Source organism: Bacillus cereus group sp. BfR-BA-01524, from assembly GCF_022662595.1.
GTDB lineage: Bacteria > Bacillota > Bacilli > Bacillales > Bacillaceae_G > Bacillus_A > Bacillus_A thuringiensis_S.
Window position 1 is genome coordinate 32,014 of the sequence record NZ_JAKUDW010000018.1, and the last position, 25,326, is coordinate 57,339.

Below are 25,326 nucleotides of genomic sequence, written 5' to 3' on the forward strand. Positions count from 1 at the left end.
ATCTTTTGATTGTCAATACATATGGTTGAAAATAATTCTCATTTCCGTTGACAATAAGAATTAAGTTGAAATACACTTACAACGTATCATTATACATTGAAGGGGAAACGCTGCATGTTATTAAAAACAAATCAAGCAAAATGGATTGGATTATTTGTTGGAATCATTGCAGTCGTTATTTGTATTTGGGGAAGTATTATTTTCGGATATACAAATACGAGCTGGAAATTAGCGCTAGATGCTTTTTTCCATTTTAATGGTTCTAATGAACATATTATTATTCAAAATGTGCGCCTTCCAAGGGCACTTATAGCAGCAAGTGTTGGTGCTAGTTTAGCCATCGCGGGTTGTCTTATGCAAACTTTAACTAAAAATCCACTTGCTTCTCCAGATTTTATTGGATTAAATTCAGGTGCTGCGTTCTTCATAGTTGTAGCAATTGTAATCTTTTCAGTAACATCATTATCAGCTTTCACATGGATTGCCTTTTTAGGAGCTGCGGTTGCAGCTGTACTTGTATTTGCTTCTAGTTCTTTAGGAAAAGAAGGGACTACTCCTCTTAAGTTAACGTTAGCAGGGGTCGCAATTAGTGCGTTATTTTCATCATTAACACAAGGATTACTTGTGTTAAATGAAAAAGCACTTGAAGAGGTATTATTTTGGCTTGCTGGATCTGTGCAAGGGAGAAAGTTAGAAATTTTACAATCTGTATTCCCATATTTATTAATAGGATGGATTGCATCTCTTATGATGGCAGGGAAAGTAAATACATTGATGATGGGAGAAGACGTCGCGAAAGGACTTGGACAACGAACAATTTTAATGAAATCATTCGTGTTACTTATTATTGTACTGTTGTCTGGTGGTTCAGTTGCGGTTGCTGGTCCAATTGGATTTATTGGAATTATTACTCCGCATTTTGCTAGATTTCTTGTTGGAGTTGACCACAGATGGAGAGTACCTTATAGCGGATTGTTAGGGGCAATACTACTAATATTGGCTGATATAGCAGCAAGATATGTCATTATGCCACAAGAAGTACCAGTAGGAGTTATGACAGCATTTATTGGAGCACCGTTCTTTATTTATATTGCACGTAAGAGAGGGCTTAGCAAATGAAGAAATATATTCCGTTTCGTATAGGAAAAGGCGAGCTCTCGTTTTTAATGTATAAACGAGCTTGTCTCGTCTTGTTAAGTTTACTAGTTGTTTTAATAGGATTATTCTTTGCGAGCGCAGGTATGGGAGACATGAAAATTGCTCCTTATGACGTATGGCAAGCAATTACCGGAAATGGCGATGCAATGTCAAATATGGTTGTAAATAAGTTTCGTATGCCACGTATTTTAATTGCTATCCTCGTAGGAATTGCGCTTGCGGTAGCGGGCTGTATTTTACAAGGGCTCGTTCGAAATCCGCTTGCTTCTCCTGATATCATCGGGATTACGGGCGGGGCAAGTGTCGCAGTTGTATTATTTTTAGCGTTATTTAGTGATAAAAATAATGCACTAACGGTAAGTATTCATTATATGCCGCTCGCAGCTTTTGCAGGAGCAACGATTGTAGCGGTTTTTGTATACTTATTTGCATGGCAAAATGATGGATTATCACCAATTAGTCTCGTTTTAATTGGTGTTGGATTTTGGGCATTAACGAAGGCGGCGACAACATTATTTATGTTGCTAGCACCAATTTATCAAGCGAGCCAAGCGAATGTATGGATTACGGGTACCGTTTACGGCTCTTCTTGGCAAAATGTTATGGTACTTGCGCCTTGGGTTCTCATTTTAACAGTAATATCATTTATCGCAGCTAGGCATTTAAATGCACAAGAGCTAGGGGATGATATAGCGGTAGGACTTGGGGTTCCTTTAACGAAGTCGCGTGTATTTATGTTATTACTTAGTACAGCTTTAATTGGTGGTGCGGTAGCTTTTGCCGGAGGGATTGGATTTGTCGGTTTAATGGCACCTCATATTTCACGAAGATTAGTTGGTTCTTTATACGGTGCATTACTCCCAGTTGCAGCTATTGTCGGTGCAATTCTAGTACTTGCTGCAGATTTAATAGGGCGTACAATTTTCACACCACTTGAAATTCCAGCAGGGGTATTTACATCAGCAATTGGTGCACCTTATTTCATTTATTTACTTTATAAAAGTCGGAATTCATAAAGGGAGATGAATATGCAAAAAGCATTGGAGACGAAACGCTTGACGTTGTCTTATGGTGAAACAATTATTATTGATGAGCTGAACTTAGAAATTCCAAAAGGAGAAATTACAATTTTTATCGGTTCTAACGGTTGCGGGAAATCAACTTTATTACGTTCACTAGCCAGATTATTAAAGCCAACAAATGGTGATATTTTGTTAGATAATCAAGCAATTCAAAGTATGCAAACGAAGCAAATTGCTCGTCAAATGGCGATTTTACCGCAAGGACCACAAGCACCAGAAGGACTTACAGTATTACAACTTGTAAAGCAAGGGCGTTATCCATACCAAACATGGCTGAAGCAATGGTCAGAAAAAGACGAGGAAATGGTACAGAAGGCACTTGCAGCAACAGGTATGACAGAATTTGCTGAGCGTGATGTGCATGCTCTTTCAGGTGGGCAGCGTCAACGTGCTTGGATCGCAATGACACTTGCACAAGATACAGATATCATTTTACTGGATGAGCCAACTACATACTTAGATATGACTCACCAAATTGAAGTGCTAGATTTATTATTCGAATTAAATGAAACAGAACAAAGAACAATTGTTATGGTATTACATGATCTGAATTTAGCATGCCGCTATGCAGATAACATCGTAGCAATTCAAGATAAACAAATATATGCACAAGGTAAACCTGAAGAAGTGGTAGATGAGAAACTAGTACGTGATGTATTCCGAATGGAGTGTCAAATTAGTACGGATCCGTTGTTTGGAACACCGCTTTGTATCCCGCACGGAAGAGGAAGACGTGTAGTTAAAGAAGTTGCCCAGGCAATGAGATAAAAAAACGATGAGTGATTCATCGTTTTTTTATTTGGTACAAGAAAATAAGAGGAAGAGAGGAATTCGTAAGCGACGTTTATACTCTTCTTCATTTTGAAAATAGGTTGGATTTGGTGTAGCTTCTTTTAATGATGTAATGGTAAATCCAGCTTGCTGTAATAATGTAAAATACTCTTCCGTTGTACGATGATATTTAATAACTTCTTGGTCAATCCATGGTTCAACCCGTTTGCCTAGTTTAAAATAATCATCGACGAGCCAACTCGTTCTTTTACCACTTGTGTGTAAGCTTTCAAATGAAGAAGTAATAACGGGATGTTGAACGCTAAAGGTAAAGGTGCCATTTGTTTTTAAAGTTTGAAACACATTTTGAAAAATGGTATCAAGATGTTCAATATAATGTAAGGCGAGTCTAGAGGTTACTAAATCAAAAGTGGAAGAGGGATAGGTATAATCTTTGAGGTTTAAAAAATGAACAGATCCATTTTTATTTTCTAGTTGTTTTTTAGCTTTTTCATACATAAGCTCGGAGCCTTCAATGCCGGTGTAAGAGTAGCAACCCTTTTCTAATAATTCCACACCAAACTTAGCGTCACCACAGCCTAAATCGAGAATTTGTTTTCCTTTCACATTACCAATGAGTGGAAAGAATACTGGTTTTTCAATGGATTCATTTGGGCTATTTTCTCGGTATCTTCGTTTCATATATTGTTCGAAAAATGCTGTGTTATTGTATACATCAGATTCTGTAAATGCCACGTTTGAAGCCTCCCTAAATATTTTTTTAATTCTATCAAATATGAAAAGTAAATGATAGATTTATTGTAATGAATCATATATAATCTAGAATTGTAAGCGGTTACTTTAAGCTATTTTTCTATAATAAATTCTGAAAACGTGTTAAGCTAGTAGAGGGATTATTAGAACTATTAAGATAATAATCCGCTTACATGAACGATGGGAGGCTTCACAATGTCTAGTAAAACACTTGCGAAATTTTTAGAAGAAAATTTAGAGGATTTAAAATCAAAGGGGCTTTATAACGTAATTGATCCGCTTGAGAGTTCGAATGGACCGATCATTACAATAGGCGGAAAAGAATATATTAACTTATCTTCAAACAACTATCTTGGATTAGCAACAGATAGCCGTTTGCAAGAAGCAGCAATTGGTGCTATTCATAAGTACGGCGTTGGAGCAGGGGCTGTTCGTACAATTAACGGTACTTTAGATTTGCATATTAAGTTAGAAGAAACAATTGCAAAGTTTAAACATACAGAAGCAGCAATTGCTTATCAATCAGGATTTAACTGTAATATGGCAGCGATTTCAGCTGTTATGGATAAAAATGATGCGATTCTTTCAGACGAATTAAATCATGCATCTATTATTGACGGTAGTCGTCTATCAAAAGCAAAAATTATTGTTTATAAACATTCTGATATGGAAGATTTACGCCAAAAAGCAATCGCGGCGAAAGAATCAGGTCTTTACAATAAATTAATGATAATTACAGACGGTGTTTTCTCAATGGATGGAGATGTTGCAAAACTACCAGAAATTGTTGAGATTGCAGAAGAGTTAGATTTAATGACATACGTAGATGATGCACACGGTTCAGGTGTACTTGGAAAAGGTGCAGGGACTGTAAAGCACTTCGGTCTTTCTGATAAAGTTGATTTCCAAATTGGTACATTATCAAAAGCAATTGGGGTAATTGGTGGATATGTAGCAGGGAAACAAAACTTAATTGACTGGTTAAAAGTTCGTTCACGTCCATTCTTATTCTCTACAGCATTAACACCAGCTGATGCGGCAGCTTGCATGAGATCAATTGAAATCTTAATGGAAAGCACAGAGTTACATGATCGTCTATGGGAAAACGGTCGCTATTTAAAACAAGGGTTAAAAGAACTTGGCTTTAACATTGGAGAAAGTGAAACGCCAATTACACCTTGTATTATTGGTGACGAAGTATTAACACAAGAATTTAGTAAACGTCTAAATGAAGAAGGCGTATATGCAAAATCTATCGTGTTCCCAACTGTAGCAAAAGGAACAGGTCGTGTTCGTAATATGCCTACAGCAGCTCATACGAAAGAAATGTTAGATGAAGCAATTCGTAAGTATGAAAAAGTAGGGAAAGAAATGGGCATCATTTAAGTAACGACATCTTTTGAATAGCTTGCAAATGAGGAGTGGGGAAAATGAAAAAAATTCTAGTAACCGGTTCTTTAGGGCAAATTGGTTCTGAACTAGTAATGAAACTTCGTGATGTATACGGCGCATCAAATGTTATTGCAACAGATATTCGTGAAACAGACAGTGAAGTAGTAACGTCTGGTCCATTTGAAACGTTAGATGTAACAGATGGACAAAAACTACATGATATCGCAAAGCGTAATGAAGTAGATACAATTATTCATTTAGCAGCTTTACTTTCAGCAACAGCAGAAAAAAATCCGTTATTTGCATGGAATTTAAATATGGGTGGACTTGTAAATGCTCTAGAAGCAGCTCGTGAATTAAACTGTAAGTTCTTCACGCCAAGTTCTATCGGTGCATTCGGTCCATCGACGCCAAAAGATAATACACCGCAAGATACAATTCAGCGTCCTACTACGATGTATGGGGTAAACAAAGTAGCAGGAGAATTACTATGTGATTATTATTATCAAAAGTTTGGTGTAGATACGCGCGGTGTCCGTTTCCCAGGTTTAATTTCTTATGTAGCTCCTCCAGGAGGCGGAACGACTGATTATGCCGTTGAAATTTACTATGAGGCGATTAAAAAAGGTGTATACACCTCATACATTGCTGAAGGAACGTACATGGACATGATGTATATGCCTGATGCTTTACAAGCGATCATTTCATTAATGGAAGCTGATCCAAGTAAGCTAGTGCATAGAAATGCATTTAACATTACAGCAATGAGCTTCGAGCCAGAGCAAATTGCAGCGTCAATTCGTAAACACATTCCGACGTTTACAATGGATTATGCAGTAGATCCAGCTCGTCAAACAATCGCTGATAGCTGGCCAAACTCTATTGACGCAACAGCAGCAATGAAAGAGTGGGGCTTCAAAGCAGAATACGATTTAGATAAAATGACAACTGACATGCTGGCTAAGTTAAAAAAAAAGCTTGCAGCTGAGTTAGTGATGAATTAATAGGAAGGGTCGATTCTTAGGAATCGACTCTTTTTATTTGTATTTTGGGAATATGCAAATAATTACAAATGTGATAGAATGAGTTAATTTGTGTGTAAAGGGGAGACAAGGAATGGAGAAATGGGAGTTAGCAAAGGAAATTTACAATACGTCACGTTTAACGGGAACATTTAAACTTCGATCAGGACAAGTATCAAATCAATACTTTGATAAGTACTTATTTGAATCTAATCCAGTACTGTTATTAGAAATTACTAAACAGTTGAAAGAGCTCATTCCTCCTGATACAGAAGCACTCGCTGGTTTAGAGATGGGAGGAATTCCAGTAGCAACGGCATTATCTTTACAAACAGGTATACCAGTCGTACTTGTAAGAAAAGAAGCGAAGAAGTACGGCACATGTAAGTTGGCAGAGGGTGTTGATATTGCTGGGAAAAATGTTTGTGTTGTTGAAGATGTCATTACGACAGGCGGTCAAATATTATTAAGCACGAAAGATTTAAGAGAACTAGGTGCGAAAGTTAATCATGTTCTAGGTGTGATTGAACGAACAAAAGAAGGAAGAGATAACTTATTAGAAGATGGATTGCAGTTGCACTCCTTATTTACAATGGATGAGTTAATTGAAGGGGAAATGCAACATGCAAAGAGTTGATGTCGTATATGCACTAATACATGACGAAGAAACAGATAAAATATTAATGGTACATAATGTAGAACAAAACGTTTGGTCATTGCCAGGCGGGGCTGTAGAAAAAGGTGAAATATTAGAGGAAGCACTAATAAGAGAAGTGAAAGAAGAGACAGGTTTAACTGCTACGTTAGGTGGACTTGTTGCGATCAATGAAAAATTCTTTGAAGAATCAGGGAATCATGCGCTATTTTTTACATTCCGAGCGAATGTAGTAAAAGGTGAACTTATTGCGGAAGATGAAGGTGAAATTTCTGCAATAGAGTGGGTGGATCGAACAATTGCGAATGAGCGCTTCCCATACTATGACGGAGGATTTGAATCTTTGTTAGAAGTAGCCATTCCATACAAGTTTCAACCAGAAACAAAGTAATTGAACGAAAAAACAGGAGCCACAAGGCTCCTATTTTCTATTCAATCGTCTTCAGTAATAATTTTTTCAGTAATGGTTTAATCTTCAATCGTAAATCTTCAGCGTGATTTGCAACTAAGAAGTGATGGTTATAAATGTTTTTCATCAATTGATAAGTTGCTTCTTTCGCTTCGCCTTCTTCGATGAAGATACCGATTACTTCCATACCACTTTTACGCGCGAGTTTAACAGCTTCATGCGTATCTAAAATTCCGTCTTGTTGATAGTCTAGCGCAGAAGGCTCACCGTCTGTGAAGACTAGTAAGAATTTGTGTTTCTCAGGTCTTTTGGCAAGCTTTTCAGAAACGATACGAATAATATATCCGTCGCGGTTATCTTCTTCTTCACGAAGTTGCATAATTTCTGGACCAACGTTTGGTAACGTTGAGTTTTTATAATTTACAACTTCATGGATAACGTTCGGCTTATCTTCAGGTTTAGCGCTAGAGGCATCTTCCCAAAATCCGCTAATAGCGTGCGGGATTTTTAAAGATTTTAAAGCTTCATGGAATAGTACAACACTCTTCTTCGTCTCTTCCATTTTGTTATACATAGAACCAGAACAGTCAACTAACAGTTGGAATGCAACATCGAGTTCTTGTGACTCTTGTCCTTTTTTATAAAACATCCGCGGTTGTTTTTCGGTATAAATACGAAGGAATTTCTTACGAAGTCTTCCGTAATATTTATCACTATTCGCATTCGTTTTATTTTCAATCGTTTTTTCGATAATTTTCTTTAATTCTTTTACATCTTTATTGACGACTGATTTGATAGCTTGGTAATCTTTTTTCTCATCGATATTTGCTTTGCGAGCTTCTTTAAATGTATGAGAAGCACCTACATTATACTTACCATATGCACCGTCGTGCTGGCTAGAAGCGTGTGAAGCCCTTGCTTCTTCTGTATCAGCGCCATCAAAGTTGGATTGTGTACTTTTTTGAGAAGTACCTTGTACAGAACCAAGTGCCTGGTCGCCATCTTCTGATTCACGAGCAGTATCGCCCATCATGTTTGTTTTTGTTCCGCTTTCTAATTCAAAGCGTAAAAAGTTTTCGTTTTCGTTATTTTTATTTTCACGATGCCATGTGGAGAAACTTTCATCCATTTTGTTTTTATTTTCATCGTCATCTATGAGCTGCGTATCATCATTTGCTAAATCTTCGACGCGACAGTTCTTTTCGTCTGCAATGACAGATAAGTAAAGTGGAGCATGTCCGAAATAGTTGTTAAGCATATCACTTTCAAGAAGCGCCTCTAAGCGATAGCGAATTTTCTCAACGATATACATAATATCTTCTGTATTACGTGCTTGGAATGTTTCATGTAAAATCGCTTCAATTTGCTCAAAATATTCATTATTAAACATTTCATATTTATCGCTCGTTAATGAAAGATAGCATAGGCAAAATAGACGATCACCGTGATAATTACGAACGCGGTTTATTTCATTTTGAGAGCCGAAATAATTGCGGTACATTTCTTTTCGGCGTTTAAAAACATGTTTCGTGCCAGGACGTAAGTTCTTTACGATTTCCTCAACGCGTAAATCTTCTAATAGAACAAATAATTGTGTTAAAAACTTTTTTAGGGGCGATTCTTGCAATTCAATCGCATAAGAACGAATTAAAGTCATGTCCGAGTAATGTTTATTACCAAGTGCTTTTAAGAACACTTCGCTTTTTAATCCGATTACTGTATCTTCTTCTTTTCGATCATCCCAAAAGTGACTAATGACAACTTTCTTTTCAATTTCGTCGTAGTATGCTTTATAGCCGTATTCAAGATAGGCATCGTCTTCTTTTAGAAGGGCATACATTAAGTTTTCCATTTGTAGAAACAGCGACGCATCAATTTTTTTGTCACTAAAAATTTGTCTCATAAATTATCCCTCAAAGAAATAACTTTCTGCTAATTCACGGACAGTCATTTGTTCTGTTTCATCATTAAGTTTTGCAATTATGCTTCGTTCAATAGCTCGCATAACAGGAATATATACACCTAAATCACATGCATCGATAATACCACGAATACTTGCTGCTTCTTCACTTACACGTCCATCGCGAGCTAAAGGCATAAGGTCGCTTGCAAATGCAACAAACTTTTCAATTGTTGCAACATCATTTAATTTTGACTCTGCTAATAATAGTTCTTTTAATGTGTCACCTTGAATGTAAGGAACTTCAATAATAACGAAACGGTTTTTTAATGCTTCATTTAGTTCACTTGTTCCAACGTAACCTTCGTTAATCGCAGCAATTACACGGTATTCTTCATCACCGTATACAACCTCTTGTGTAAATGGGTTTGTGATCATTTTACGGTAATCTAATGCGCCGTGAAGTAGCGGTAAAGTTTCAGGTTTTGCCATATTGATTTCGTCAATATATAAGAAGTGACCGTTCTTCATTGCTTTCATAAGAGGACCGTTAACGAATGAAACTTCAGATGCACCATCTTTCGTTTGTAGTGTGTTGTATCCTAAAATACCTTCTACATCTAAGTCGACAGAGCAGTTAATGCTATGCATTGGTTTTTGGAATAAAGAAGAAAGTGTTTCCGCTAGTACTGTTTTACCACTACCAGTCGGTCCTTTTAATAGAATGTTCTTGCCAAGAAGAAGTGCTGTAATCGCATCTTCGATAATGCTATTATCAGATGCTTTATATATTTTAGTACCGATTAAATGAGCATTTTCACCAGCTTCTTGTTTATTCTTTTCATGAATCGTAGAAAGCTGTTGTTTTAAATCAGCATGTATATGAAATTGTTCTAACATGTATTTCCCACCTAACATTATTTTCATAAAGTAATACATCTTATGATAACTTGTTTTAATATGGTATGCAAAGAAAAGGAAGGAGGATAAAGGGAAAAGAAAAAGCAATCAAGATGAAGTTGATTGCCTACAGTAAAGGAGAAATGAGCCTCATGAAAGACTCCAATATGCGTTTTTTTATACTTCTTTTTTGGAAAGAGTTCCATTTAATTTCAGTTGAGTGTTTAAAATCTTCTTCAAAATCACGTTTAATATCGTGAACTGTTTTTGATTCATAAAGTACGCTAATAATTTCGTAATTCAATTCAAAGCTACGTACATCCATGTTCGCTGTTCCAATAGTTGCAATTGTATCATCAACGAGTACAATTTTTGCATGCATAAAACCATCTTTATAACTGTAAATAGAAGCACCAGCTTTTAAAAGCGGAGTGAAATAGGATTGAGATGCTTGATCACTAATGATACTATCACTTTTACCTGGATATAAAATCCGTACATCTATTCCGGCAATTGCACTTAAGCGTAATAATGTTAAAGTTTCTTGGTCTGGAATAAAGTAGGGTGTAGCGATCCAAATGGATTTTTTTGCAGAGCCCATAACAGCTAATAATGTATTACGAATACTTTTATCATCAGAGCTTGGTCCGCTTGCTACGATTTGAACAGCACCTTCTGCATTTGAAATCTCTTTACCTGGGAAGTATTGTCTATTCATGAATTGATCCCAGGAATAAGTATTTAAACCACTAGAGGCATAGAGCCAGTCTTCTAGAAAGATTGCTTGTAATTTATATAATGCTTTTCCTTCTATTTTTAAATGACTATCACGCCAAACGGGAAATTTCTTTGAACGGCCAAGATATTCATCACCGACATTGAGTCCTCCGGTAAAACCAATTTCTCCATCTACAATAACGATTTTTCGATGATTACGATAATTGACAGTTTCAAGTAACCAAGCTGAAAAAATAGGGTCAAATTCTACAATTTCAATCCCAGCTTCTTTCATAGGTTGCAAAAATCGTCTTCTTAACGTGTTACTTCCAAGACCATCATAAAGGAAGCGTATAATAACACCATCTTTTGCTTTTTGTATTAAAGCATCTCGAACTTTTGTACCAATTTCATCAGATTTATAAATGTAGTATTGAATATGTATATGATGTTTTGCCTGCTCTATAGCTCGCAAAATTTCTGAAAATGTTTGATCTCCGTTTGTTAAAAGTTTTGTAGTTGTTTTATCTGCGGCAGGACCGCCTCCAAATTTTTGTATGACTTCTGTTAAATGTATGGAACGTTCATTTAGTGGGACTGTGAGTAATAACTCTAGTCTTCTTCCTTCTAATATTTCACGGAATAATTTTCTTTGTTCTTCTGAACGATGGAGATGTTTTTTTCTTCTCCAGCGGCTGCGCCCGAAAATAGCGTATAAAAGCACACCTATAATAGGAAGAAGTGCTAATACTAAAAACCATGCCAATGTGCTTTGTGGAGATCTATTTTCTATAAAGATAACGAATGAAATTCCTACGATTGTGATGGACCATAGAGCACCGACAAATGTATATAACGAAATATACGATGTATTTAATAGGAACAGAACGATAGATACAATTGTAAATATTAATAGTAACTGAACGATAGGCTTCTTCATTTCTATATAATTCCCCTAATCTTTTTTCAATATAGACTTCCTAAATAGAAGATGTAATATGACATCTTTATTATAAGGTGTTTTGCTTTTTTTACAAAATATAGACATTTCACCTATACTTTCCGCATTTGTCCTACATACAGTGTACTATCACATTTTTATCCCACTCTTAATGCATATGAAAATGAAAAAATCGAAAAGGAGCGGAGAAACATGAATTATATAGAAAATAATGGATTGTACTATCGGAATCATCACCATGGAGGACACAATCATGGTGGGCACAATCATAACGGCGGACAGCATCACCATGGAGGACACAATCACTATGATCATCATCATCATCACGGAGGCGGCTGGGGCTGGGGTGGTAGTTCATGGGGAGGCGGATTTTTCCCTGGAAGCTTTGCAGGAGGAGTGTTAGGCGGACTGACAGCTGGTGCATTAACAGGTACAACAAGTGGAGGATATTATCCAGCTCCATATCCAGTAACTTATCCGTCACCATACCCTGTAGCGTATCCAATGCCATACCCAGGTTATCAGCAAATACCCTATTCATATTAAACTAAAAAAGAGGCTATCCTCTTTTTTAGTTTAATATGGTATTTATTTATAAAATACTTCCAAAATTAAGGTGAAAATATGTTAATATTTTGTTATTGTAATTCAAAAACATATACATTAATGTAGGTTTTCATATTATTATTCGTGAATAGTTATTTAGTATGGTCTAATTTCTATTTCGTTATTAAAAAACAAAGAAACCAGACATGAGTGGACTTATTTGGAAATAAGGCTTGGATAGAGCCACTTAAAGGGATTGCAGTATAATAAGGCACGAGATAATTAGGGAGATGAGAAGCTACTAGTTATAATTGAAACAGTATAATATTGCTTTTTATTACAAATAATATTATGTTATTTTAATCGGTCTATTTAAAAAGATAATTTATGTAATGGGCTAGTATTAGAAAATGAAATATCTCTATTTCTATGAAGAGAAACAGGTTGTGTTTTAGTCAGATAGGAAGCAAGGAGAGATGCGCATGCTAGAACAGAGAGGTCATGCATTATATGACTCTTCATTGCGAGATTTAAAGTTAGCATTAGATGAGTCTTCAATTGTTGCAATTACAGATCGAAAAGGTCTTATTACATATGTAAATGATAAATTTTGTGAAATCTCTAAATATAAAAGAGAAGAATTAATTGGAAAAGATCACCGTATTTTAAATTCAGGACATCATCCGAAAACCTTTTTTCAAAACTTATGGAAACGTATTTTGAATGGGAAAGTATGGACAGGTGAGATTCGGAATCGAGCAAAAGATGGTACATATTATTGGGTCAAAACAACAATTGTTCCATTTTTAAATGAAAAAGGAGAGCCATACCAGTTTATCGCAATTCGAAATGATATTAGTAGTAGAAAAGAAGCGGAACATAGATTGCGGCTAAGTGAAAGTCGTTATAGGGAACTTGCCTATCATGATGCTTTAACGAGTTTGCCTAACCGTTTACAATTAATAACGACCGTTAATAAATTGATTGCAGATAAAAAAGAATTTGGTATGATTTACTTTGATTTGGACCGTTTTAAATTAGTAAATGATACGTTAGGTCATATGATAGGGGATTTACTTTTAAGCGAAGTTGCTTCACGGTTGCATTATGTACTAGGAGAGAAAGATGTTCTGGCTAGGCTAGGTGGCGACGAATTTGTGCTGTTAACAAAAAATCATAGACAAGATGATATGAGGCAGTTAGCGACATCTGTGTTGTCATGTTTCCAGGCACCATTTATGCTTGAAGGCCATGAAGTATACATTTCAGCTAGTCTAGGACTTTGTTCTTATCCACAAGACGGACAAGATGTGGAAACGTTATTGAAAAACTCTGACTTAGCTATGTATAGTGCAAAAGAACAGGGGAGAAATGCTGCATGTTTCTTTACAGATGAGCTACGCGCGAAAATAAATCGCAGAATGAAAGTTGAGTTTGCTTTGCAAAAGGCAATTCGTGATGAAGAGTTAGATGTAGCATTGCAGCCTATTATTGATTTGAAAACGAAGAGATATTCTGGTATAGAAGCTTTAGTACGATGTATGACAGAAGATGGACCTATTTCACCAAGCGAATTTATCCCCGTAGCTGAAGAGTCTGGACTTATTATAAAGCTAGGAGACTGGGTATTAGAAAAATCATGCCGATTGTTTAAAACATTGCCAAATTATCAAGAAGGACTAAAGTTATCTGTGAATTTATCTATACAACAATTAATGCAGAAACGTTTTATTTTGTCTGTACGTAGCATTTTAAAGAGAACTGGTTTTCCTCCGAACCGTTTAATATTAGAAATAACGGAAAGCATTGCAGTTCGCCATTTTGATTATATTATTGCTACATTACAAGAATTAAGAAATATGGGTGTTTTAATTGCTTTGGATGATTTCGGAACTGGCTATTCTTCCTTATATTATTTAAAACAACTACCACTGGATATTGTGAAAATTGATCGTAATTTTATTCGTGAATTTCATTATGATCACGCACAGCCAGAACGAACGATTGTAAAATCTGTTATTGAAATTGCTCATAGTTTAAATTTAGCAGTAGTTGCTGAAGGGGTAGAAACAGTAGAACAAGAGAGTTTATTACAATCAATGAGCTGTGATTATGTACAGGGATTTTATTATGCGAAACCTTTATCTGTAGGAGAGCTAAAAGAAAAGTTAATTACAGATTTTTAATAAAAAAGAGAAGCCAGCAGCTTCTCTTTCTTTAATTCGTTTTTTGGGAGTCTTTCATTAGTACGGGATAAAGAATAAGACCTAATACGAACAATCCAATTCCTAAGAAGAACGTTTTTAAATCAGCAGTTCCCGTTTTGATAACCCAAATTGAGTATACAAATGCCAATGTAGTAATGATCCCGTCCTTTATTCGAGAACCAGGCATTATATCATACGTTTCTCCTGTAATAACCAGTTTGAATTGGTACAGAGTAGAAACAAGGTATGGAATTAAATAGGCTAATGTTGCTACGACGATAGCGAAACTATACGCTTCTGAAACAGTACCAGAAATCGTTGAAAATAAGAAGATTTGCGTCATTACATTTGTAATCAATAATGATTTTGAAGGACTACCTTTTTTATTTGTTTTCCCGAAAAACTTAGGGAAAAGTCCATTCTTTGCTGCCTGGTAAGGTACTTCTGAACTAACAACAATCCAGCCAACTGTAGATCCAAATAAAGATATAAGAGCGAGTAAAGCCATTATATATGCACCTTTATTTCCAATTGCTAAATTTAATGCGTCTACTAATGGTTTTTGAGACTCTTTTAAAGCATCTTGCGGAAGAGCTCCCATTGTAAGTAAAGTAATTGACATGTAAATAAGAAGAGCGATAATTAATCCGAAAATCGTAGCTTTTTTTACATCGCGCTGTGATTTTGCACGATTAGAAAGCATAACTGCTGATTCAATACCGATAAATGCCCAGAGGGTTGCAATAGCAGCTGAATTGATTTGTCCACCTAACGAGATGGATTGTCCAGCTTCATTCATAAAGGTTTGACCGTCTCCGAAATTAGAGGCATTGAAAATGAATAATGTAATTACAATAAACATTGTAAATCCGATAATTTTTGCAATGGTAGCAAGTAGATTCATATTTCCAGCTCGATCAATATTTTGAGAAAGAATATATTGAATTCCCCACAGCATAAGGCTACATATGAGGAAAGTTAACCCTTTTCCGAGTTCTAGTGAAAATCCGTTTATTGAAAAAAGAATTTGCTTACTTTGTAAAACTGGAAAGAACGTTGATAAATATCCAGCAAAGGAAATAATAACAGATGCTGTTGCAGCCCAGTTAGCAGCCCAATATCCCCATGCCATACTATATCCTGCAACTTTACCAGCTTTTTTTGAAGGAAACATCGCTTGAGCATAGCTTTGTGGTCCAGCTTTTAATTCTGGTTTCCGAATCGCTAAATTTCCAAATACAAGTGCAATCATAAATACGCCAAGGCCTGTAATACTCCATGCGAGTGTAGAACCCATTGGACCTGATACTTGTGCTAAATTTGCTGGAAGCATAAATACGCCGCCGCCAACCATATTCCCGATAACAAATGCTGTTAAAACCCATAATCCCCATTTTTTCGTTTCCATTTTTGTTAACTCCTTTGTAGTAAGTTTTGCTTAAACATCATTTTTTACTAGCCTTTTTGACAATAAAAAAAGAGCCATGTAGATAAAAAATACCTACATGGCTCTTCGCCTGACGTAGGTACAACGGGAATAACCCTTGTACCTACGCGTAATTTTCCGCTAGGTTTCAAGGGTTAAGTATGATGATGATGTTTTTGTGCAAATGTAACTACAATTGTTGTATAAGTAAGCATAGTTCTTTGCTCCCTCTCTCCTCTGATTTTGAAGTTAGTATACTACATGTTTTTTTGAATGAAAAGAAAAATATAAAAATTTTTATAAAAATCCGTTTTAGAGATTAAAAATTCACCTGTATTTTTCCTATACTGGAAAATAAGTGAGAGATTGGCAGAAGAGTGTAGCATGGTATAATACATATAGAATTAGAAGGTGACAAGGGGCTAGTGTAGATGATGAGTAAGTATGAACAAATTTATACAGAAATCAGTAAGTCTATTGATAATAAGCAATTAAAAGAAGGATGCAAAATCCCATCAGAAACAGAATTAATGAAGCAGTATGAGGCAAGCCGAGGTACGGTAAGAAAAGCAGTAGATTTACTGCAAGAGCGTGGATATGTGCAAAAAATTCATGGAAAAGGTGTTTTTGTTTTAAAGCGAAAAAACATTGAGTTTAATTTCGGTGGTATTGTAAGCTTTCAAGAAGAAAATGAACGTTTAGGGCGTCATTGTATTACAGATGTCGTAGAAATGGAGAAAATCGAAGCGACGGAAGACGTAGCAAAGTTATTAAACGTGAAAGAAAAAACAGAGATTGACCATATTAAACGTGTACGAAATATTGATGGAGAAAAAGTAATTTTAGATATAAATCATTTTGTATCTGAGTTTATTCCAGGATTAACGAAAGAAATTGCAACTGCATCGATTTATAAATACATCGAGAAAGAGCTTGGGCTACATATTAGTTATTCGCAGAGGGTAATAGAAGTACAGCCATGTACAGAGGATGACAGAAAGTATTTAGATTTAAATGGAACAGACTATGTTGTCGTTGTGAAAAACTTTACACATTTGTATGATGGAAGTCAGTTTGAATATACAGAATCACGCCACCGTTTAGATATTTTTCACTTTTCGGATGTGGCACGCAGGAAGTAAAGAGGTGGAACAAAATATTGTTTCATCTCTTTTTTTTATAAAAAAAACACAAACTCGTATATACGAGTATTGACTAACTTATATATACGAGTTAATATGTAATTGTAAACGGTATCAAAAAAAGAAAAGAGGGACGGGAATATGGGGAAAGACTATCGTAAAACAGCAGAGGAAGTGTTGCAGTATATTGGTGGGAAAGACAATATTGAACAAGCTGCACATTGTGTGACGAGGCTCCGTATCGCTTTAAAAGATGAAAGTAAAATAGATAATGATAAATTACAGTCTGTTTCATTAGTGAAAGGAGCGTTTCATAACGCTGGTATATTTCAAGTTGTAATTGGTCCAGGGGATGTAGATCGTGTTTACGCTGAATTGATAACGCTTGCAGGTATGAAAGAATCGACTGTAGCTGACGTAAAAGACTCTGGAAATCAGAAGTTAAATCCAGCTCAAAAGTTTGTAAAAATATTTTCGGATGTATTTATGCCGATATTACCAGCGATCGTAACAGCTGGTTTACTAATGGGTATTAACAATCTATTAGGGGCAAAGGACTTATTTTTTGATGGGAAAAATTTATTAGATGTTTATCCGAACTTAGGCGGGCTTTGGGATTTAATTAATATGATGGCCAATACAGCATTCGTATTCTTACCAGCACTTGTCGGGTGGTCAGCAACGAAGCGTTTTGGTGGTAGTCCAATACTAGGGATTGTTATGGGATTAATGCTTGTGCATCCGGCCTTATTAAACGCTTGGGACTATGGAAAAGCAGCGACTGGTTTAGAGGGTCAAAAGATTGAGTACTTCAATATTTTAGGACTGTTCCAAATTGAGAAGGTAGGATATCAAGGACAAATTTTACCTGTTTTAGTAGCTGCATTTGTGTTAAGTAAAGTAGAAATCTTTTTAAAGAAACATGTACCAAATGCAATTCAATTATTAGTTGTACCAATTACAACAATCGTTGTGACAGGTGTGTTAGCATTAGGAATTATCGGTCCGGTTACACGTCATATCGGAGATTTATTAACAGTAGGATTAGTAGGTGTATATGAAACAGTACCAGTAGTTGGAGCAGTATTATTTGGAGCATTATATGCACCGCTCGTAATTACAGGTATGCATCATATGTTTATTGCAATTGATTTACAATTAATTGCACAACATGGTGGTACATTTATTTGGCCGATGATCGCTCTTTCTAACATTGCGCAAGGTAGTGCGGCACTTGCGATGTTCTGGATTTCTAAAAATCAAAATGATAAAAGTATGGCATCGACATCAGCCATTTCAGCATACTTCGGTATTACAGAACCAGCGATGTTTGGTGTGAATTTACGAAATAAGTTCCCGTTTTATGCAGCGATTATAGGGTCTGCTGTGGCAGCGATATTCATTACATTAAATGGTGTATTAGCACCTGCTATCGGAATTGGCGGATTGCCAGCATTTATTTCTATCATTCCGAAATCGATTCCAATTTTTATTGTAGGAATGATTATTGCAGTTGTAATCCCATTTACTTTAACATGGTTATTTGCAAAAAGAGTCAAACAGAAGTAGGAGGAAGTTAAACATGAAGGATTGGCATAAAAGTGTAGTCTATCAAATTTATCCGAAGAGCTTTAATAGTTATTACAATAGAGAAACCGGTGATATAAAAGGGGTTACAGAGAAACTAGATTATTTAAAAGAACTCGGAGTGGATTATATATGGTTAACACCGATATACCAATCACCACAAAATGATAATGGATATGATGTAAGTGATTACTACAGCATTGATCCATCTTACGGAACGATGGAAGAGTTTGAAGAACTTTTAGCAAAAGCGAAAGTACGTAACATTGAGATTATGCTTGATATTGTTGTAAATCATAGTTCGACTGAACATAAGTGGTTTAAAGAAGCGAAGGAAGATAAAAATAGTCCATATCGTAATTACTATATTTGGCGTGATGAAAAAAATAATTGGCAGTCTAAGTTTGGTGGATCTGCTTGGAAATATGATGAGAAGACGGAGCAATATTATTTACATTTATTTGATGAAACACAAGCTGATTTAAATTGGGAAAATGAAAAACTTCGTGAAGAAGTATATGATATGATGCGTTTTTGGCTGGATAAAGGAGTAACAGGATTCCGATTAGATGTCATTAACTTAATTTCAAAAGACCAATGCTTCTTAAACGATGAAGGTAGTACTGCGACAAGTGATGGGCGCAAGTATTATACAGATGGTCCGCGTGTTCATGAATATTTACAAGAGATGAACCGAAATGTTTTTGAAGGAAAAGATGTAATTACAGTTGGAGAAATGTCATCTACGACAATTGATAATTGTATTAAATATTCTAACCCTGAGCGCAATGAACTAAGCATGACGTTTAGTTTCCATCATTTAAAAGTAGATTATCCGAATGGTGATAAGTGGACGAAAGCAGAGTTTGATTTTATTAAATTAAAAGAGATTATGTCTAACTGGCAAATTGAAATGCAAAAGGGCGAAGGATGGAATGCTTTATTTTGGTGTAATCATGACCAGCCTCGCATCGTGTCACGCTTTGGTGATGATGGAAAGTACCGAAACGAATCTGCAAAAATGTTAGCGACAGCCATGCACATGCTGCAAGGAACGCCTTATATTTATCAAGGGGAAGAAATCGGTATGACGAATCCTAAATTTGAGTCCATCGAGCAATATCGTGATGTGGAATCGTTAAATATATACGATATAAAGCTAAAAGAAGGGCTATCAAAAGAAGAGATTATAGGGATTTTAAAGCAGAAATCTCGTGACAACTCTCGCACTCCGATGCAGTGGAATGAAGAGATAAATAGCGGGTTTACAACAAGTACACCTTGGATTTCGGTCGCTGAAAACTTTAAAGAAATAAACGTAGAGAAGGCATTAGAAGATAATGAGTCTGTATTTTATCATTATCAAAAACTAATTGAACTAAGAAAAACATATGATGTTATTACAGAAGGAGAGTATGCTATTTTAGATGAAAATCATCCTAAGATTTGGGCATATACACGTACTGTAGAGAATGAAGTACTACTTGTTATAAATAACTTTTATGGAGAAGACATCACATATTCCGTACCAGTTCATGTTCAAGTAGATGGTATGAAACAAGAAGTAGTAGTATCAAATTATAAAGATTCAAGTGTGGACATTAATAATTTAAATTTAAGACCATATGAATCAATTGTATATCGATATACGAAATAAAAGGTTGTATGCCGAGGAGGCATACAACCTTTTATTTTAAGACACCACTATACAAAATATTTACTTCTACTTCAGGCTTAAATTTTACTTTTGCATAATCTTTATTCCAATTTTTTTTCTTCCATAAATCAGGATGATAAGCGATAAGGTGTCTGCCGATACCGAAAGCATCACAGTTTGCTTTTTGTAGCTTTTTTGTTATTTGTTTTGCTTCTTTTGTAAGTTGCTTTGATAATTCTTTATTTAGTTTTTTTCTTGCACTCATTTTATAAAGATTATCTCTTGGAGCCTCAAGTGCTATAACTTTTAGTTGGAGCTTAATGTGAGCATAAACATTTCCTTTTTTATCTGTTGTTATTTTTAAGTCTCGTTTTAACTTTCGATTACTTACTTCAATTGTAAGATAGTCAGATGTACTAGATGAATCGTTATTTGTAAGTTTTTGGGTTATGCGAGCGCTTTTCCCCATTTTATCAGTTAGTAATACGAAGAGTACCGATTGGCGTAAAGGTAAAAGTCCAGTTAATTTATCTTTGTTAAATAGAGCTATCCCATTGGTTACAACTTCTTTTCCTTTTAGCTTTATAGATGGGAGGGTGAAATCTTTTCCGGGATCTAACATTTTTGTAGCGGCCGTTTCTAAAGTTTCATCTGGAAATATACTCATGTCTTCTAAGCTCTGTACTTTTTTCTTTAAAAAGTCTCCAATTAATAAATTTCCTACCTTCTTTTGGGCAAGTATTTTATCCGTTTCCCCATCTACTGATATAAGTTTTACTAATGCGGTTGGATTTGTTGGATCTCTAAATCCAACGTCTAAATAAGGGAGTATGCCTTTCTTTTGGATTTTTGTTCCTAATAGTTCTACTCCATATTTGAAATAACGAATATTACCAGTAACGTTTTTTCTTAAAGAATCACTTGTATCACGTATGTTATAGCCAGTTGCTGAATGTACTTCATTTTTAAATGAAGATTGATCCCCACTCGAACTCTTTACGAGTTCAATGGTTTGCTGCAGTTTATTTTCTTCTGTAATATCAAAGCCAATACTATAAGCTAATCTCGCATCTCTTAAAGGTTCTTGATCCCAACAACCAGAAAGAAGTGAGCTAGCGCACAATATGCTACATAATTTAATTGTTTTTTTGTGCATATGGAGCTCCTTTCTTATTTCTGAATAAGGAATAGAGAAGAAATAAAAAAGGTAGAATTACTATAAAAATATAGGTGAATTTATCAGTAAATGTAGCAAGTACTTTAAGCTCCTCAGGTGTATCTATAAATAAGGCTACACTAAAAGCAATAATACCAACGATTGGAACAGCTTTTTTATGATTAGCAAGATTGAATATATGTCCAATTCCTATTGAAGCAGCACAGTAATAACTAGCGATGGAGGCTACAACAGTTATCATCCAAATTGGAATGAAAATTAGGTCTGTTCGGTCTATAATCCCAATATGGAGAGAGCGTAATAAGTAAGCAACTGGTTCTGGAATAAGCTCAACTTGTTTTGGACTAAATACAATAAAGCAAATCCAAACGGTAAAAGTGTAAAAAAGAGTTACAAATCCATTAGCGATAGAAATGGCCTTTAGCCGTGCAACAGGATTCCCATTTACTTTTGGAAAAGCGATCAGAATAATTTCAAAACCATACATAGCTGTAATGGTTTCCTTTGAAGCTTGAATAATATTCCACCATCCGGCTTCTGTAATTGGAAAAATATAAGAAAAATCAGCTCGTGAAAAACCTAGTGCAATTAAAAGAGCCATGGGCAAAATGAGAATAGAAGCCATGACATAAAATCTTACAATTACTTTAAATGTATTATAGGCTACATAGCAGCAAGCTATTGTAAATAGTATGAGAATTGCAGACCAAGGGGTTGCTTGCAAAACCCATACTTTAATGACATTACAAGCATTTAACATAACGGTCATACCGATAAGTGTAAAATAAAGAACATATGAAAATCCTAATAGTTTTCCGAATTTATTCCCAAACATTATAGAAGAAATTTCATACATAGTTGCATCAGGAAATCTTCTTAACAAAAACCACATAAGTAAAATAATAAGTTGAATTGCAAGACCAGCGATGAGAGCAGAAATCCATCCGCCACCTTTCGCTATTGGGTGAAGACGGTTTGGTAAAGAAAGTATACCAACTCCGATTTGGCACTGAATAACGAAAAAGGTAAATTGAACAAGTGAAATTTTACTTTGCGTGTTTGTCACCATTCTCATCCTCTCTCGTTACATGCTGTCGTTGCATTTTTTTCGGCTTTGGATCATGAGGCCGTTCCCAAAACGACCAAATTGGAAGTCTTACAAAAGAATCTTTCATATCTTTGATCCGCATAGGTGCAAGAGGAGAAAGATATGGTGTATGAAACGAATGAAGCTGACATAAGTGAACGAAAGTTATAATTAGACCGAATGATATTCCTACATATCCAAATATGGCAGCAAGAATCATTAATGGAAAACGAAGAATACGAACTGCTGAACTCATATCGTTTGATGGAACGAGAAAAGATGCAATTGCAGTTAAAGCTACAACGATAATCATCGTATAAGAAACGAGTCCAGCTTTTACAATCGCATCACCAATTACTAAACCGCCTACAATACCGATTGTTTGTCCAACTCGGCTTGGCAAGCGAATACCAGCTTCCCGTAATAATTCGAAAATCAATTCCATTAAGAGAGCCTCAAAAATGGGAGGGAGAGGTACTTTTTCTAATGAAGCTTTAATTGTATAAACGAGCTCGAGTGGCAACACATCAGGATGAAAAGCGACGGTTGCGATATATATAGCTGGTAAGAGAAAGGCAATCAAGAAGCTCACTAGGCGAATCATTCGGACGAAAGAACCAACAATCCAGCGATTATTATAGTCATCTGGTGATTGATAGAAAGCGAATAACGTAACAGGAACGATAAGAGCTGTTGGATCTCCATCGGATAAAATAGCAACTCGGCCTTCCATTAAATTAGCGACAGTTCTATCTGGCCGCTCTGTATTTAATTGTTGTGGAAATGGCGAGAAAGAATTATCTTCTATAAATTCTTGTATATAACCTGGTGCCATAAGGGAATCGGTTTTAATAGTTTCTAGCCTTCTTTTTACTTCGGTAACGAGATCATCATTAGCTATATTTTGAATATAAGCAATAGCTACTTTCGTGTGCATTTCTTCACCGAGTGTAAAATATTTAACAACTACATTTGGACTCTTAATGAGTTTACGAATAGAAGCTAAATTCGTTGCTAAATCTTCTACAAAACCAGTATGCGGTCCACGTACAATACCTTCATTATCAGGCTCTGTTATATCTCTTTTTAAAGATAGAGCTGTTTCAAAAATACAAAAGCTTTCGACTTGCTCATGGAAATATAATGATTTACCTTGTAATAAAAGCTGCACACCATAATTTAAATTCGTTTCTTTTGTCATATTCAATGTAGAAAAAGCTTTATCTAAAGCTAAGTCTGACCGTGTCAATAAAGGCTCAAGGGCTAACTGATGAATTAGATTTGGATCTGCTAAAGATTCGATATATAAGATTGTTCCTTTTCCGTTTTGAAAAGGGAGATCTAATTTTTTTATATCATCAGAATGAGAAAGTTTATTTTCAATGTAATTAATGTTCTCCGGAAGTGATGGAAACATATGCTTTTGTTTTTTACTCTCTTGTTGTTCTTTTTTCTCTGTCATAATTTCCACCTCTTTTAAAGTGCAATTGTTTCTGTTAATTTTTGTCGTTTGTGAGAAATTTATGCTTGAATTATTTTTAAAAAAAGAGGATTGAAAGTTACGTTACATTGTCTTTTGTGCACTATTCAATTTCATAGCAGTACTTCTCACATTTGTGTCGAATTAAGAAGATATATAGGAGGGATACATATGGAAATAGCTGTAGAACGTGTTTTTACAAAGGAAATTTTAGCAAGAGCGGCAAGAGAATTTCATGTAACAGTGGAAGAAAAGCCACTTGGAGATTTTGAAAATTATATTTTTAAGGCGAAGGGTGATAATGATGAAGATTACGTATTACGTTTAACGCATTCTTCTCATCGCTCTAAACAAGAGGTAGAGGCGGAACTAGATTTTTTACGATATGTTGCGGAGAATGGGGCAAAGGTAGCAGGACCTCTTTATTCAACGTCTCAGAATCTTGTAGAAGAAATTGTAGCAGAGGATGGAACGTTCTTTTTCGCGTCTTTATTTACATATGCAAAAGGCGAGCAAGTAAAAGGAGAGGAATCGCCTTATTGGGGAAATACTTACTTTGAAGCGTGGGGAAAAGCGATTGGACAACTGCATCGCCTTACAATGGATTATCCTAAAACAGATTACCGTGATACGTGGGAAGAGGACGAGAGTAGCATTGTTAATGAATTAGAAGATGAGAAAGTGAAAGAGATTGCTGCTGTATTAATGGAGGAAATAAAGACTCTTCCAATTGGCAGAGAAACGTTCGGTCTTATGCATGGCGATATTCATCCAGGTAATTTCCATTATGATGGAAAAGAGCTAACAATCTTTGATTTTGATGATGCTGCCTATAATTACTTCATTCATGATTTGGCAATGGTTCTTTATTACTCGGTCCTTTTTGCACCGTGGACAGTGGAGGAGAAGACGACATTCGCTCGTAAACAGTTACAAGTGTTAAGAAAAGGATACGAATATGAGCACAGGCTGGCGGATAGTTGGTATGAATCGTTACCACTATTTTTACGCTTACGTGATATAGGTTTATATGGAACGCTTCAAAAGAAGTTTAAAGGGAAAGATATGCCTGATAATTTCTTGAAATTATCGGAAGAGCTATACGGAAGAATTATCAAAAAAGAAGCAATTGTGAATATATAATACATTTAGTTCAAAACAAAGTATATAAAACAAATATATACTTTGTTTTTTTATACAAAAATATGTTTACTTTATTAAAATAATATTGTCCTAGATTCGCTATACACTTATAATTTTATATATATTCTGAATA

The 25,326-nt window shown here is 35.5% G+C and carries 21 protein-coding genes; 13 read left to right on the forward strand and 8 right to left on the reverse strand.

The genetic code is table 11. The features are described from left to right. Nucleotides 1-114: 114 nt before the first annotated feature. The 3 genes from MR170_RS08700 to MR170_RS08710 are packed head-to-tail and all read left to right on the forward strand — an operon-like array spanning nt 115 to nt 3,008. Nucleotides 115-1,119: a FecCD family ABC transporter permease gene (locus MR170_RS08700; protein ID WP_000925211.1), complete on the forward strand. Its 1,005-nt coding sequence runs from the start codon at nt 115-117 to the stop codon at nt 1,117-1,119. Next, a complete protein-coding gene (locus tag MR170_RS08705; RefSeq protein ID WP_000760059.1) occupies nt 1,116-2,174 on the forward strand; it encodes a FecCD family ABC transporter permease in 1,059 nt (352 codons plus the stop codon). Before MR170_RS08700 ends, MR170_RS08705 begins: the two co-directional genes overlap by 4 nt. 12 nt (nt 2,175-2,186) lie before the next feature. After that, nucleotides 2,187-3,008 (forward strand): ABC transporter ATP-binding protein, encoded by an 822-nt coding sequence (locus MR170_RS08710; protein WP_001167953.1) that lies wholly within the window; start codon nt 2,187-2,189, stop codon nt 3,006-3,008. Between the two features lie 27 nt (nt 3,009-3,035). Here the strand turns inward: MR170_RS08710 and MR170_RS08715 are convergent, their stop codons facing one another. After that, nucleotides 3,036-3,767 (reverse strand): class I SAM-dependent DNA methyltransferase, encoded by a 732-nt coding sequence (locus tag MR170_RS08715; protein ID WP_043936516.1) that lies wholly within the window; start codon nt 3,765-3,767, stop codon nt 3,036-3,038. Between the two features lie 213 nt (nt 3,768-3,980). On the opposite strand from MR170_RS08715, the gene MR170_RS08720 reads away from it, so the two are divergent. The 4 genes from MR170_RS08720 (at nt 3,981) to MR170_RS08735 (ending at nt 7,245) form a co-directional block, all read left to right on the forward strand. Then, nucleotides 3,981-5,171 carry a glycine C-acetyltransferase gene (locus tag MR170_RS08720; RefSeq protein ID WP_043936515.1) on the forward strand — a complete coding sequence of 397 codons (1,191 nt, stop codon included), beginning with the start codon at nt 3,981-3,983 and terminating at the stop codon, nt 5,169-5,171. Between the two features lie 44 nt (nt 5,172-5,215). Next, nucleotides 5,216-6,181 (forward strand): L-threonine 3-dehydrogenase, encoded by a 966-nt coding sequence (locus MR170_RS08725; RefSeq protein ID WP_029441548.1) that lies wholly within the window; start codon nt 5,216-5,218, stop codon nt 6,179-6,181. 112 nt (nt 6,182-6,293) lie between these two features. Then, the gene (gene pyrE, locus MR170_RS08730; protein ID WP_043936514.1) at nt 6,294-6,836 is read left to right on the forward strand and encodes an orotate phosphoribosyltransferase; all 543 of its coding nucleotides are present in this window, start codon (nt 6,294-6,296) and stop codon (nt 6,834-6,836) included. Then, nucleotides 6,823-7,245 (forward strand): NUDIX hydrolase, encoded by a 423-nt coding sequence (locus MR170_RS08735; RefSeq protein WP_043936513.1) that lies wholly within the window; start codon nt 6,823-6,825, stop codon nt 7,243-7,245. Before pyrE ends, MR170_RS08735 begins: the two co-directional genes overlap by 14 nt. A gap of 37 nt (nt 7,246-7,282) precedes the next feature. Here MR170_RS08735 and MR170_RS08740 read toward each other — a convergent pair whose 3' ends face one another. From MR170_RS08740 to MR170_RS08750, 3 genes are all read right to left on the reverse strand, one after another. Beyond that, on the reverse strand, nt 7,283-9,166 hold the full coding sequence (locus MR170_RS08740; protein ID WP_043936512.1) for a vWA domain-containing protein: 1,884 nt from the start codon (nt 9,164-9,166) through the stop codon (nt 7,283-7,285). A gap of 3 nt (nt 9,167-9,169) precedes the next feature. After that, on the reverse strand, nt 9,170-10,063 hold the full coding sequence (locus MR170_RS08745; RefSeq protein WP_000892974.1) for an ATP-binding protein: 894 nt from the start codon (nt 10,061-10,063) through the stop codon (nt 9,170-9,172). Between the two features lie 127 nt (nt 10,064-10,190). After that, nucleotides 10,191-11,720: a cardiolipin synthase gene (locus tag MR170_RS08750; protein WP_043936511.1), complete on the reverse strand. Its 1,530-nt coding sequence runs from the start codon at nt 11,718-11,720 to the stop codon at nt 10,191-10,193. Nucleotides 11,721-11,933: 213 nt separating this feature from the next. Between MR170_RS08750 and MR170_RS08755 the strand changes: the two genes are divergently transcribed. Beyond that, nucleotides 11,934-12,287, forward strand: coding sequence for a hypothetical protein (locus MR170_RS08755; RefSeq protein ID WP_043936510.1), 354 nt, complete (start codon nt 11,934-11,936; stop codon nt 12,285-12,287). 482 nt (nt 12,288-12,769) lie between these two features. After that, a complete protein-coding gene (locus MR170_RS08760; protein WP_029441552.1) occupies nt 12,770-14,473 on the forward strand; it encodes a putative bifunctional diguanylate cyclase/phosphodiesterase in 1,704 nt (567 codons plus the stop codon). A 31-nt stretch (nt 14,474-14,504) separates the two neighbouring features. On the opposite strand, the gene MR170_RS08765 is transcribed toward MR170_RS08760, so the two are convergent. Beyond that, complete coding sequence (locus MR170_RS08765; protein WP_043936509.1) at nt 14,505-15,902, reverse strand: amino acid permease; 1,398 nt, start codon at nt 15,900-15,902, stop codon at nt 14,505-14,507. 449 nt (nt 15,903-16,351) lie between these two features. Between MR170_RS08765 and treR the strand changes: the two genes are divergently transcribed. From treR to treC, 3 genes are all read left to right on the forward strand, one after another. Continuing rightward, nucleotides 16,352-17,062 (forward strand): trehalose operon repressor, encoded by a 711-nt coding sequence (gene treR, locus MR170_RS08770; protein WP_098139036.1) that lies wholly within the window; start codon nt 16,352-16,354, stop codon nt 17,060-17,062. 141 nt (nt 17,063-17,203) lie between these two features. Next, nucleotides 17,204-18,631, forward strand: a complete 1,428-nt coding sequence (gene treP / locus MR170_RS08775) for a PTS system trehalose-specific EIIBC component (RefSeq protein WP_043936507.1) — start codon at nt 17,204-17,206, stop codon at nt 18,629-18,631. A gap of 13 nt (nt 18,632-18,644) precedes the next feature. Beyond that, nucleotides 18,645-20,306, forward strand: coding sequence for an alpha,alpha-phosphotrehalase (gene treC, locus MR170_RS08780; protein ID WP_242307953.1), 1,662 nt, complete (start codon nt 18,645-18,647; stop codon nt 20,304-20,306). A gap of 31 nt (nt 20,307-20,337) precedes the next feature. Here treC and MR170_RS08785 read toward each other — a convergent pair whose 3' ends face one another. The 3 genes from MR170_RS08785 to gerKA are packed head-to-tail and all read right to left on the reverse strand — an operon-like array spanning nt 20,338 to nt 24,032. Beyond that, nucleotides 20,338-21,462, reverse strand: coding sequence for a Ger(x)C family spore germination protein (locus MR170_RS08785; RefSeq protein ID WP_043936505.1), 1,125 nt, complete (start codon nt 21,460-21,462; stop codon nt 20,338-20,340). Beyond that, entirely contained in the window at nt 21,443-22,549 is a 1,107-nt protein-coding gene (locus MR170_RS08790; protein WP_029441556.1) for a GerAB/ArcD/ProY family transporter, read from the reverse strand. The genes MR170_RS08785 and MR170_RS08790 overlap by 20 nt, the downstream gene beginning before the upstream one ends. Next, the gene (gene gerKA, locus MR170_RS08795) at nt 22,530-24,032 is read right to left on the reverse strand and encodes a spore germination protein GerKA (RefSeq protein ID WP_043936504.1); all 1,503 of its coding nucleotides are present in this window, start codon (nt 24,030-24,032) and stop codon (nt 22,530-22,532) included. Before gerKA ends, MR170_RS08790 begins: the two co-directional genes overlap by 20 nt. A gap of 189 nt (nt 24,033-24,221) precedes the next feature. On the opposite strand from gerKA, the gene MR170_RS08800 reads away from it, so the two are divergent. Continuing rightward, complete coding sequence (locus MR170_RS08800) at nt 24,222-25,193, forward strand: phosphotransferase enzyme family protein (protein ID WP_016083544.1); 972 nt, start codon at nt 24,222-24,224, stop codon at nt 25,191-25,193. The last annotated feature ends 133 nt before the right edge of the window (nt 25,194-25,326 follow it).

What these genes read in the sequence shown, in the direction of transcription:
- MR170_RS08700 (WP_000925211.1), top strand. Translation starts at nt 115, where the DNA reads ATGTTATTAAAAACAAATCAAGCAAAATGGATTGGATTATTTGTTGGA.
- MR170_RS08705 (WP_000760059.1), top strand. Translation starts at nt 1,116, where the DNA reads ATGAAGAAATATATTCCGTTTCGTATAGGAAAAGGCGAGCTCTCGTTT.
- MR170_RS08710 (WP_001167953.1), top strand. Translation starts at nt 2,187, where the DNA reads ATGCAAAAAGCATTGGAGACGAAACGCTTGACGTTGTCTTATGGTGAA.
- MR170_RS08720 (WP_043936515.1), top strand. Translation starts at nt 3,981, where the DNA reads ATGTCTAGTAAAACACTTGCGAAATTTTTAGAAGAAAATTTAGAGGAT.
- MR170_RS08725 (WP_029441548.1), top strand. Translation starts at nt 5,216, where the DNA reads ATGAAAAAAATTCTAGTAACCGGTTCTTTAGGGCAAATTGGTTCTGAA.
- pyrE (WP_043936514.1), top strand. Translation starts at nt 6,294, where the DNA reads ATGGAGAAATGGGAGTTAGCAAAGGAAATTTACAATACGTCACGTTTA.
- MR170_RS08735 (WP_043936513.1), top strand. Translation starts at nt 6,823, where the DNA reads ATGCAAAGAGTTGATGTCGTATATGCACTAATACATGACGAAGAAACA.
- MR170_RS08740 (WP_043936512.1), bottom strand. Translation starts at nt 9,166, where the DNA reads ATGAGACAAATTTTTAGTGACAAAAAAATTGATGCGTCGCTGTTTCTA.
- MR170_RS08745 (WP_000892974.1), bottom strand. Translation starts at nt 10,063, where the DNA reads ATGTTAGAACAATTTCATATACATGCTGATTTAAAACAACAGCTTTCT.
- MR170_RS08750 (WP_043936511.1), bottom strand. Translation starts at nt 11,720, where the DNA reads ATGAAGAAGCCTATCGTTCAGTTACTATTAATATTTACAATTGTATCT.
- MR170_RS08755 (WP_043936510.1), top strand. Translation starts at nt 11,934, where the DNA reads ATGAATTATATAGAAAATAATGGATTGTACTATCGGAATCATCACCAT.
- MR170_RS08760 (WP_029441552.1), top strand. Translation starts at nt 12,770, where the DNA reads ATGCTAGAACAGAGAGGTCATGCATTATATGACTCTTCATTGCGAGAT.
- MR170_RS08765 (WP_043936509.1), bottom strand. Translation starts at nt 15,902, where the DNA reads ATGGAAACGAAAAAATGGGGATTATGGGTTTTAACAGCATTTGTTATC.
- treR (WP_098139036.1), top strand. Translation starts at nt 16,352, where the DNA reads ATGATGAGTAAGTATGAACAAATTTATACAGAAATCAGTAAGTCTATT.
- treP (WP_043936507.1), top strand. Translation starts at nt 17,204, where the DNA reads ATGGGGAAAGACTATCGTAAAACAGCAGAGGAAGTGTTGCAGTATATT.
- treC (WP_242307953.1), top strand. Translation starts at nt 18,645, where the DNA reads ATGAAGGATTGGCATAAAAGTGTAGTCTATCAAATTTATCCGAAGAGC.
- MR170_RS08785 (WP_043936505.1), bottom strand. Translation starts at nt 21,462, where the DNA reads ATGCACAAAAAAACAATTAAATTATGTAGCATATTGTGCGCTAGCTCA.
- gerKA (WP_043936504.1), bottom strand. Translation starts at nt 24,032, where the DNA reads ATGACAGAGAAAAAAGAACAACAAGAGAGTAAAAAACAAAAGCATATG.
- MR170_RS08800 (WP_016083544.1), top strand. Translation starts at nt 24,222, where the DNA reads ATGGAAATAGCTGTAGAACGTGTTTTTACAAAGGAAATTTTAGCAAGA.